8 protein-coding genes are annotated in these 11889 nt (G+C 25.2%); 2 read left to right on the forward strand and 6 right to left on the reverse strand.

Annotated elements, in window-relative coordinates; translation table 4 throughout:
• Positions 1 to 20: 20 nt before the first annotated feature.
• A complete protein-coding gene (gene rpmE / locus ACR34G_RS03595) occupies positions 21 to 239 on the forward strand; it encodes a 50S ribosomal protein L31 (protein ID WP_436358606.1) in 219 nt (72 codons plus the stop codon).
• Positions 240 to 346: 107 nt separating this feature from the next.
• Positions 347 to 2269, forward strand: a complete 1923-nt coding sequence (gyrB, locus tag ACR34G_RS03600) for a DNA topoisomerase (ATP-hydrolyzing) subunit B (RefSeq protein WP_436358608.1) — start codon at positions 347 to 349, stop codon at positions 2267 to 2269.
• Between the two features lie 148 nt (positions 2270 to 2417).
• Here the strand turns inward: gyrB and ACR34G_RS03605 are convergent, their stop codons facing one another.
• From ACR34G_RS03605 to ACR34G_RS03630, 6 genes are all read right to left on the reverse strand, one after another.
• Positions 2418 to 5624 (reverse strand): DUF262 domain-containing HNH endonuclease family protein, encoded by a 3207-nt coding sequence (locus ACR34G_RS03605; RefSeq protein ID WP_436358609.1) that lies wholly within the window; start codon positions 5622 to 5624, stop codon positions 2418 to 2420.
• 187 nt (positions 5625 to 5811) lie between these two features.
• A complete protein-coding gene (locus ACR34G_RS03610; protein WP_436358610.1) occupies positions 5812 to 6234 on the reverse strand; it encodes a DUF3899 domain-containing protein in 423 nt (140 codons plus the stop codon).
• Positions 6227 to 8599 carry an ATP-binding cassette domain-containing protein gene (locus ACR34G_RS03615; RefSeq protein ID WP_436358611.1) on the reverse strand — a complete coding sequence of 791 codons (2373 nt, stop codon included), beginning with the start codon at positions 8597 to 8599 and terminating at the stop codon, positions 6227 to 6229. Before ACR34G_RS03615 ends, ACR34G_RS03610 begins: the two co-directional genes overlap by 8 nt.
• On the reverse strand, positions 8592 to 9656 hold the full coding sequence (locus tag ACR34G_RS03620) for an ABC transporter ATP-binding protein (RefSeq protein WP_436358612.1): 1065 nt from the start codon (positions 9654 to 9656) through the stop codon (positions 8592 to 8594). Before ACR34G_RS03620 ends, ACR34G_RS03615 begins: the two co-directional genes overlap by 8 nt.
• Positions 9657 to 9658: 2 nt before the next feature.
• Positions 9659 to 10834, reverse strand: coding sequence for an ABC transporter permease (locus ACR34G_RS03625; RefSeq protein WP_436358613.1), 1176 nt, complete (start codon positions 10832 to 10834; stop codon positions 9659 to 9661).
• Positions 10834 to 11889, reverse strand: a complete 1056-nt coding sequence (locus ACR34G_RS03630) for an ABC transporter permease (protein ID WP_436358614.1) — start codon at positions 11887 to 11889, stop codon at positions 10834 to 10836. The genes ACR34G_RS03625 and ACR34G_RS03630 overlap by 1 nt, the downstream gene beginning before the upstream one ends.

Below are 11889 nucleotides of genomic sequence, written 5' to 3' on the forward strand. Positions count from 1 at the left end.
GTTCCTATGTGAAAGGAAATATGAAAAAAGATATCCATCCTACATATCAAACTGTAAAAGCAGTATGTTCAACTTGTTCAACTGAATTTACTTTTGGTTCAACAGTAAATAAAATTTCTGTTGATGTATGTTCTGGATGCCACTCATTCTTTACTGGAGATAAATCTCTTGCAAGAGCAACAGGAAGAATTGAAAGATTCAACAGAATGGCATCATTTGCAAAAAACCACAAAAAATAAACTAATTCAAATTAATCAATGGTTTTCCATTGATTTTTTTATTCTAAAAACGATTAAAAAGAGTATAATTTAATAATAAATTATAAGACAAAAAGAAAGAGGTAGTTATGAGTAAAGAGTATGGAGCAAGTAGTATTCAATCTCTTGAAGGATTAGAAGCTGTTAGAAAGCGTCCTGGAATGTATGTTGGCGGAACTGGAATAATTGCTTTACACCATTTAATTTGAGAAATAGTAGATAATGCAGTTGATGAATCACTTGCTGGATTTGCCAACACAATCGAAGTAACTTTAACTAAAGATGGATATGTTAAAGTTAGTGATAATGGTAGAGGAATCCCTGTGGATATCCATCCAAAACACGGAGTTTCTGCTGCAGAAGTAGTTTTAACAGTTCTTCACGCTGGTGGTAAATTCGATAGTAGTGCTTATAAAGTTTCTGGTGGTTTACACGGTGTTGGCGCTTCTGTAGTTAATGCTTTAAGTTCTAATTTAAAAGTTTGAATTAAAAGGGACCATAAAGTTTATTTCCAAGAATTTGTAAATGGTGGAAAAAAAGTTGATGACTTAAAAGTGGTTGGTGAATGTGGTGATGAAACAGGAACCACCATTATGTTTAAACCAGATTTTGAAATCATGGAACAACATGAATTCAAACTAGAAACAGTTATTGATAGAATCAAACAAACTGCCTACCTAACAAAAGGTTTAAAATTTATTGTTCAAGACGAAAGAGTGAATATTAAAAAGGAATTTCACTTTGAAGGTGGAATTATTGACTACATTTCTGAATTAACTAAAGGATATGAAAAAGTTACAGAAAAATCCATTTATGCTGAAGGTATTTTTAATTTAGGCGAAGAAAAATCAACAGACATAAATGTAGAAGTAGCACTACAATATGTAACTGAAGATAGAGAAGAAATCTTAACATATGCCAATAACATCTATAACAAAGAAGGTGGAACTCATGAAACCGGTTTATTTGACTCTTTATCTAGAATTTTAAATAATTATGCAATTGAAAATAAATTTTTAAAATCTGAAGCAGATAAATTTTCAAGAGAAGACTTAAGAGAAGGTATGTTTGTTGTAATTTCCATCAAACATAGCGATCCTATGTTTGAAGGACAAACTAAAGGTAAATTGATTAATAAAGACGTAAGACCCGCTGTAAATAAAATCTTTTCTGAAGTTTTTGAAAGATACTTAAATGAAAATCCAGGAGAAGCAAGAAAAATCATTGAAAGAAATTTACTTGCTCAAAAAGCTAGAAAAGCTGCTGCTTCTGCAAGAGAAGCAACAAAGAGAAAAAATCCTTTTGAAGTTGGATCGCTACCTGGAAAATTAGCTGATTGTTCAACAAAAAATGCTGAAATTGCTGAACTTTACATCGTGGAGGGAAACTCTGCTGGTGGTAGTGCTAAAATGGGTAGAGATCGTCACTATCAAGCTATTTTACCTTTAAGAGGAAAGGTTATTAACTCTCAAAAAACAAGTGATGAAAAAGTCTTTAAAAACGAAGAAATCCTTTCTTTAATTACCGCTTTTGGAACAGGTATTGGTCCAGAATTTAATATTAATAAACTTAGATATCACAAAATTGTTATAATGACCGACGCCGACGTTGATGGTGCTCACATTAGAACTCTTCTTTTAACTTTCTTATATAGATACTTTAGACCATTAATTGAATATGGATTTATCTACATAGCCCAGCCACCTTTATACAAAATTTCTTATAATAAAAAAGATGAATACGCTTATAATGATGCTCAAAAAGAAGAAATTTTACAAAGAATAGGTGATAGTAAATTCTCCATTCAAAGATACAAAGGACTTGGAGAAATGGATCCACAACAACTTTGAGAAACAACCATGGATCCCGCTGTAAGAAAAATGCTTCAAGTGCAAATTAAAGATGCTATGATTGCTTCACAAGTATTTGAACAACTTATGGGAGAAGAAGTTGGACCAAGACGTGAATTTATTGAAGAAAACGCTAAATTTGTTAAAAATATCGATTTATAAGAATAATTAAACAAGAACTTTGATTCTTGTTTTTTTCTTCAGTTTTGCAACCCATAAACCCAAATTCAGGAAAATAAAAAATCAAAACTGTAAGCGTTAACATAATTGAAATATGTTAAATTTATGTTATTGCTTTTTTGTTTTGATTTTATTTTTTTATAAATATTTTTAGTTCACTAGATAAATTTAAAATATTACAAAATCTATATAATAACTTAATTTTTGTCACATTATCAAAAGAATGAGAGATATAAAAATTGTCAATTAATTTTGCATAGAGTCGTTTTGGTTGTGAGTGTTTAACTTTATCTGTAGAGAGACTAGCTAAATTTAATCATTCATTTTGTTTTTGGTTTATTAATTCTAAGTGGTTTTCTGTTATATTCTTATATATTTTATTAAGCAAAATGCTTAAATGCTTTTCAAAAATAAATTTTGTATTTTTAAAAATAATGTATTTTACTTTATCATCTCTTACTTGATCATTATTAATTTTTTTAAAATTGTTTTCATTAATCATAAATAATTCATGAGAGTTATCATAAGTTTTGACATCTTTAGATTCTTTATTAATACTTTCTTGTTTGTTTTTATTATGAAACATGTGCTTAGATACTATTTTTTCAAATTTTTCATCTTTTTCTATTTGTAATTCTAGTAAATTATCTAAATTTAGAACTTGCAATAGTTTAAACAATTGTTTCATTCTTCTTTCTTTATCGCCTTCTAAAGATATAAATAAATTTGTTCCCGGAACAGAAGAATATTTATATTTATTTCCTTCTTTTTTCTCTGCAAATGAAAAGTTTTTAATAAGCGAAATCTCTTTTTGTTTGTTATTTATTTCATTAATAAAATTTTCAAATAAATAATTATAAATTTTGTGAATCACTAAATAAAATTTATTTTTTTGCATATCAAAACATTCATTATTAAAGTAAATAAATTTTATTTTGTCTTTTTCTATCGTTTTGTTTTCAACACTTTTAAAATTTAAATTATTAATTATTGAAAAATTATTATTAATTTTATTAGTTAATATCACTTTGCTTTCTTTTATCTCTAAATCATTATTTGGTAACTCATCAAGAAATTTTATTTTGTTTTCCAAATTTAAAATTTGTGCAAATTTGAAAAGATACATCATCTTAATTTCATTAGAAGCATGAAGATGGAAATATAAACCGGTTTTATTTAATAAATGATATTGGTAGGAATTTGTTTTTTGTTCTTTGTTTTTTAGAAAATTTCCTAATTTTAAAATCGACTCTTGTTTTTGGATAATTAAATCAAAATAATTATCTGCTATATCTTGATAAATTTTTTCAATATTTTCTTTCGCTTTTTTGTTAGTTAAGTCATATGTTTTATTTTCAAAAACAATATATTTAGTTTTTGAAAAGTCATTTAAACTAATTTTATTTTTTAATTTTGTATAAGAATGAGTTGAAGGTAAATCATCATTCTCTATAACTTTTTTCTGTATTTTTTCCGTATTTTCTATATTTTTACTTCTTGCTTCAACTTTTTCTCCACCAATCAATTGAGAATATTTATATTTGTTTTTAAAGTTTTTTTCAAAAATAAAAATTGTTCTTTTTTCTATTTCTTCTTGATTTCATATATCTACTTCTTTAAAATATTTATTTAGTTTAAAATCAGAAGTAATATAACTTTGTTTTTTCTCTTTAAAATTTAAATTACCTAACGAAGCATTTGTTTTATCATTAAGAAGTGTTAAATTACCAATTGTATGTAAATAATTACTTCTTATGTTTTCGATTTCTGAACTTTCCAAACCTTCATTATCCGAACTTAAATTTTGTGCAAAAATGTGTTCAATTTGGTAATTTTTATTAATGTCTTCTAATGATAAATCATAAAACAGTAAAAAGTCTGCAATTTTATTTTGTTTATTGTATAAAAAATGATTTAGTAAGGAGTTTTTTATAATTTCATCATCAATGTTAAAAATTTCTTTTTTATTTGCTTCTTCTATATAATCTTTTAAAATTGATTTAAATGAATTAAAATCTCCACTATTTTTAATTTCTCAATAAAATTTTAAAAATAAAGTTTTTCAATTAATGTTTCTTGAAAGATTAGAAATTTGAATTCTAGAAATTAAATTGTTAAAAAATTTAATAGCGTTTAGTAATTTATCTTTATCACCTTTATCTTTGTCACAAATTTCTATTAAAATTAGATAGCAAAAAAATAAAGAACCTTTGTTTTCATTTATAAGAGTTTTTAACTTAAATAATTCAATTTTTATATCTTTTGTCTTTTCTGTGCTTAATTTTCTTTCAATATTTTCATCATTTCAAATCAATCTTAAAGTTTTGAAATTTTCATAATAATCAATGATCATTTTTTCTTTTGTTTTGTAATCTTGTTTATTGTCTCTTCATCAACTTTCAAATTTTTCATAAACATTGAATTTTTCATCTGCTTTTGAATCTGAATAATGTTCTGTATTTGCAAAATTTAAGTGGTTAACAAAAAGATAAAAGAATCTATCTAAAACATTATTATCTATTTTAGAATCATTAAAAATATCTTCAAAAATTTGACTATCTGGAAGGTTAGAGTAAATAATATTTTTAATTAATTCATAATCCCTTAACTTAATACCAATATAATTTTGTTCTCTATATCATTCAATTGCTTCTTCTTTGGTTTCAACTATTAAAACAACAATATTAAAATTTTTTTCGTCATTTTGGTTTGCTTTGTGAAATTTTTCTATTAAATTATAAAGTTTGTTCTCTTCTTTAAATTCTTCTCTTAAAAGTTTTAAAAAATAATTATAAATACTGTAAAATGGTTCATATTCCCTTGGTGACTCTTTTGCTAAAGTAGTGATTCTATCTCATGTATTTTCCGGTTTTTTTATTTTATCAAAAAAGGAATTTGAATTTTTGTTTTCAAATTTTATATCTAATTTTAAAACTTTATTTTGAATGGCTACTTTGTTTTCTTCTCATTTTCCCTTTAATAAATTAACTTTTATTTCATCTTCTTTTTCTAAGAAAAAATCATGTAAAGATTTTAAAAAAATAAAAGTAGTCAAGAATCTTTGTTGCCCATCAATGATATTTATTTTATCTTTTTGTGGATTTTCCCTTAAAACTACAAAAGTTCCAAAATATAAATCATTATTTTCAGTTGTGTTATTATTTTCTTCTTTGTAAAAATTAATAAATTTTTTAATAAAATTACTTGCTTCTCTTTCGTTTCAAACAAATTTTCTTTGAAATCTTGGAATTATTATTTCTTTTATTTTATTGTCTTTCTTGTTGTCTTTGGACAAAAAGAACAAATCTTTAAATATATCTGATATTAATGGTTTCATTTTTCCTACTTTGCTATTCTATTATTTAAATTATAATATAAAATTACATAAAAAGCCCTTTAATAGAGAAAATAAAGGTTTTTTCCATATATATTATTTACATTATAATAATAAATGGCCTATTATTTAAAAAATTAAATATGTAATATATCAATTGTTAAAAATAAAAAAAGCAGTATTAACTGCTTTACATTAAAATGAAAGGCAAAGAAATGATAAATAAAATAAGAAAGCAAACAAGACCAATAAAAATATTTAGGTAACTTTTTTCTTTATTGTCTTGTCTTAATTTTTCAATTGAAATTAATTCTTTTTCTTCCATTTGATTTTCTTTTAATATTTTATTTTCTCTTTTTATGTTTCAATTTTTTATTCCTTTAGAATAAATATCAAAAAGTCCTCATTTTATAACAAGAGCTAAAACTGTAACTCCTAATATTAAAAAAGAAATTGTAAATAAAGACTTATATCAATTCAGTTTATTAAATGTTAAAGTCATTAAGAGAAATAAAACACTAAAAGTAATAATTCAGAAAACTAAGTAAATATAATCTATTTTTCTCAGTTTTCTAATTATTTTATTTTTTCAAAAAAATTTAATTTTATTCATTTTTATTTAGTCATTTATTCAATTGATTTTTTGTTCCATAAACTTTGTGTGTTGAAGAATTATCAACTAATTCTTCTTCAATAACATTAGGGAAATTTTGTTCTTTTAAATAATCTAATTCAAAATTAGATGCTTCAAATGGTTCGTTAGCATTTGACATTTTTGGAATAGATTTAAATAAGTTGATTGTGTAAGGGTGTTTTGGATTGGAATAAATTTCTTCTGTTTTTCCTCTTTCAACTATTTTTCCAAGATGCATAATAATAATGTTATCAGCAATATATTCAACCATTGATAAGTCGTGAGCAACAAAAATTAATCCAATTCCTTTTTTATCAACTAAACTTTTTAGTAAGTTAACAATTTGTGCTTGAATAGAAATATCCAGAGAAGCTATTGGTTCATCAGCAATAATAACTTTTGGTTCACTTATTAATGCTCTTGCAATAACTATTCTTTGTCTTTGACCACCAGAAAATTCATGTGGGTAACGATAAGCAAACTGTCTTAATAAACCAACTTCTTCAAGTGCATTATAAATTGATTCATCATATAAAGTTTTCTTAACAACTTTTTTAGTTATTGTTAGATTTTGATTGTTGTTGTGTAATCCAAGTAAATAAGTAATTCTATTATAAATTTTTCTTAATACTTTTAATTCTAAATTAAATGAATTAAGAGATGAATATTTTTCATTTACTTTTTGTTTATATGATTCTAGTTGAATTTTTACTTCGTGAGCATTTAATCCATCAGCTATTAATTTTTGGTGAATTCAAACTAAAAATCTTTTGTGAATTTCAGCAAATTTTGCATCTAATACTTTTTGTTTTTCACTTATGCTTTTTATAACTTTTTCTTGTTTGCTAATTTCAGCATTAATGTTAGTTTCTCATACTTTAAAATCTTTTTTGAAGTCTTCTAATTCGTGATTAAAAATATGTTTATTTTTCTTATGAATAGCTTGTAAAAGATTGAATTTAACTTTATCTTCTTCTAAAATATGTTTTTCTTTTGAAAGTGATTTTTTAAGTTTTTCAATTTCTGCTTTAATACCTTTAATTTTGTTTTTATATAATACTTTTTTATCTGCTGCTGTTTTTAAAAAGTGTTCTAAATCAACATTAGCAAATTCTGCAAGTAATTCTGATTTTAATTCTTTTTTAGAAGTTCAAAACTCATTATTTTCGTTAGGTATTTTTAAAAATTTATTTTCATATTTTTCTATTAAAAGTTTATTGTGATTATTAAATAATTCAACCATTTTATCAATTTCTTCGATAGATAATCAATAAAATAAATTACTTTTTAAATCACCAGATCAGGATTTATTTTTTAAAAATTCCTTTGTAAATAAATTGATAACTGCTCTTTTGTAGAAAAAAGAATAGTTTTTGTAATCTGTTGAAAGTAAAGCGTTATCTAAATTGATTAAATATTCTGATTTAAATTCATAAATATAGCTTTTTACGTAGTTTTTGGAATTAGTACACTTTTCTTTTCAAGAAGTTTGGAAATCATTTAACTCTTTTTCTTTTTGGGCAATTTGTTCCAAAATCGCTACATTTTCTCTTGAATTTTTGATTAATTCTTCTGCTTTAACTAATGCTGCTTTTGATTCTCTTAATGCTTTTTCATCATAGCTCAATTCACCATTTCTATATTCTTTTTGTTTTTCGAAATAGAAATTACTTAAATTAGTAACTCCTTTATACATAAAATTAATAGCTTTTGATTCGTGAAATTGTCTTTTTGTTAAATATGAAAAGTAAGCATTGAAAATATCTTCATATGTGTTAGATTCAAATAATTGATCAAATGAAGCAAAGTCATCAAAGTGAAATTCTCATTCTTTAAAATATTCATTAGCTTCAAAAATAGTACTATTTAAGTTATCTAATCTTTGCTCTTTGAATCTTCTTAAAAAAGTATAATGGAAGTTTGAAGTAACTTGTTGTCAATCTTTAAAAATATCCACCATTTTGTCTTTAATGATTCCATTAACTTTTAAAGGTTCTTTTAAAATAGAATAAATATTTTTTTGTCCATTTAAAGAAGCGTGTGGATCTTGGAAAATCATTTGCATATTTTTTCTCATAAATTTGTCTTTTGATCTTCCGATTTTTTTACCAGAAATAATTCTATTTTCTAATGTTACTTGTCCATTATATCTATCATATAATCTAATGATAGATCTACCTACAGTTGTTTTACCTGAACCTGATTCACCAATTAATCCTAAAACTTCTCCTTCAAAAAGTTTGAAATTAATTTTATCAACAGCTTTTACAATTCCGTTTTTATTGTAAAAATACTTTTTAAGATTTTTAACATCTAATATTGTTTTTTCCGTATTTTTATTCATTTTTATTAAAAACCTCTCTAAATAATTTTAATCTACTTTTTAGTTGTTCTGTTAATTCTACTTTTGGTGCATCTGGGTGTAATAATCAGGTAGCAGCAGCATGAGTTTTAGAAATCTCAATTAAAGGTGGTTCTTTTTCAAAATCAATTTCTAAAGCATAATCATTTCTTGGTGCAAAGGGATCTCCAGCTGGTAAATTAGCCATATCTGGTGGGGTTCCTTTTATGTTGTAAAGTTTTTGATTTTTGTTTTCAGGAATTGCACTAATTAAAGCTCAAGTATATGGATGTCTTGGGTCAGTGAAAATATCTTTTCTCGTTCCTCTTTCCACGACTTTTCCTGCATATAAAACATAAATGTAATCACAGAATTTAGCAATTACTGAAATATTATGTGAAATAAAAATTAAAGAAATTTTGTATTTTGTTCTTATTTCATTAAATAAAGCTAAAACGGATGCTTGAACTGTTGGATCAAGAGCTGTTGTAGGTTCATCAGCAATAATTAAATCTGGTTGCGCTGCTACAACCATAGCTATCACAACTCTTTGTTTTTGCCCACCACTTAAAGTATGTGGATAAACATTAAATCTACTTCTTGCTTCAGTAATTCCAAAAGATTCAAGTAAATTTACTAAGTAATCAATTTTTTCACTTTTTGATTTAAATCTAGAATCTTTTTCTAAAACATCTAGTAATTGTTTTCCAATTGTTCTAGTTGGATTTAGGGCTGTTAACGGATCTTGAGGTATATAACCTATTTTTTTACCTCTTATTTTTAATCATTCTTTATCTTTTGTAAATTTGGAAATATCAATTCCAGAAACTTCCATTTGATCACTTTTGGTATAAGCTAATTCATTTATTCCTAAAAGAGCTTTAGAAGTTACTGTTTTTCCTGAACCTGATTCACCTACTAATCCTACAATTTCTCCTCTTTTAATTTTTAAGTCCACTCCACGTACTATGTTAATAAATTTTTGTTTTTTATCTTTAAAGGAAACTCTTAAATTTTTAACTTTTAAAAGGATTTCTTCTTTATTTAAGTCTTTTTCCATATTTATTTAGCTCCTTTTTTAACAACTTTTGGATCAAGGGCATCGTGGAATCCTAATGCCACAAATCTTAGTGAAAGTGAAATAATTAATAAAATAATTGAAGGGAAAGCAAGTGCTCAAGGGTTTTGATTAATTAAACTTGCTGAACTTGTAATTAAAAGTCCTAAATTAGGTACTGAATCTGTACCTTCTTTAATAAATCCAAGGAATGCAATTCCTGCTATTGCTTGAATTCCAGCGGTAATTCTTAAAACAAAACTATTTGCTAATTTTCCGGAAATTGCAGGTAAAATATGAGCAAATATTAATCTCATTTTTGAAGCACCTATCGCTTGTGAAGCATAAATATATTCTTCGTCTTTTACTGTAATAGTAAAGGATCTAGTGGTGTCAGCAGCACCGGTTCAACCTGTTAATGATAGAATTAAAATAATTGCCGGTGTGTTAGTTCCAAAAATTCCAATTAAGATTATAAATAATACTACTCAAGGGATTGCATTAAAAATTTCAATTAATCTTAGTCCGTATGTATCTATTTTTTTTCCTACGTTAAATCCAAGAAAAGCACCGACAGATACTCCGATAATTGTTTCAATAATTGCAATTGCAAAAGCAATTCCTATTGCGTTTAATGTTCCAACTCAAGTTCTTAATCAAATATCTCTTCCGTATGAGTCAGTTCCCATAAAGGCATAAATTTTTGAATGTTCATCTCCATTTAAAGCGTTAATAACTTCATAAGGATTTAAAGTTACTAATCAAGTTTCTGGAGCGATGTTTGTTGCTTCTCCTTTTATTAGTTCAGGATTTAGCTTATGAATTTTATCTAATAACTCAGTAGATAAGGTAAAAGTAACATCTCCTTCAAAACTTGGTTTTAACTCTTTAATTAAAGAAAGAGAAGCACCAGAAATAGGTTTAGTTGTTGAAAATGGTGAAGTTAGCCAAGAAATAAATGCTGTAATAATTAATAAAATAAAGATAACTAAAGCAATAACTGCATATTTATTTGCAAAAAACCTCTTAATAACATCTAAAAGTAGTTTAGAAGGTTTTCCGGTTACAGAAGATGAAGAAATAATATCTTTATTAGCGGCAGAAAGTTTTAAAAGTTCTTTATCAGCTTTGGAAAATTTATATTTTTTCTCAAAAGCTAAACTTGAATTTTGTTTTTCCATTATTTTTTCCCTCCTTGATAACTTTTTCTTCTAACTAAATAATTTTTAAATAATAATCAATAGTTTCTAGAACTATTTGAATTAGCAATTTTAATTCTTGGATCCATTCATGCATAAGACATATCCACAAATATTAATGTAACCATCGATAATGATGTAAAGAACACAAGTGAGAACATAATAACGTTAATTTCTCCTTGTTCAGTGTAATTAACAATAATTGATGATGATCCAGGAATTCTAAAGAATTTTTCTAAAATAATACTTCCTGATAGTAAACCTATATATGAGAATAAAATAGATCCTACTAAAATAACAGATGCGTTTCTTAAAACGTGTTTTTTAAAGATATTTCACTTAGATAATCCTTTTGATTTGGCAATTAAAACTTGATTTGAAGTTAAAACTGTTACAACTTGATTTCTAACAAAAATTGTATATCCAGCCAATGATGATAAAGTAAATACAATGATTGGTGTTATTAAAGAAGCAATTGTAATATCAACAGGAACATCTCTTGGATCTTTAAATTCAAATGGTAATCCTGCTTTTGAAGTAATTAAAACAATAATAGGTGCTATAACAAAAGCTGGTAAAGCAACAAATAGTGTAACAAAAGTTGTTATTGCACTATCTATTCATTTTCCTCTATTATAAGCAGCAATTACTCCTAAAGATATACCAATAATAACACTTAATACAAACGCTGGTAATGATACAGCAATTGTTCATCTTAAAGGTTCAAAAAATAATTTTGGAATATTTTGACTATAATCACTTGTGTCTGAATAAATTATTCCTGCATTTCCTGTAAAGAAATCTTTAAATCATAAAACAAACCTTGTTACTGGATCTTTATCAAAACCATAAAATGATTTAGGATCGATTTTTAAGTTTTCATCACCTGTTGGATTTAATCTTTTTGCGGCATCTTGTAAACTTTGTTCGGTAAAAGGACTTTTACCAAATGAAGCTTGTAATAAATATACTATAAAAATAATTATAAAAAAGGTGATAATAGCTAAACCAAGCCTCTTAAAAAAGTATTTAAACAT

This window comes from Mycoplasma sp. 480 (assembly GCF_051353065.1).
Classification (GTDB): domain Bacteria; phylum Bacillota_I; class Bacilli_A; order Mycoplasmatales; family Metamycoplasmataceae; genus Mesomycoplasma_A.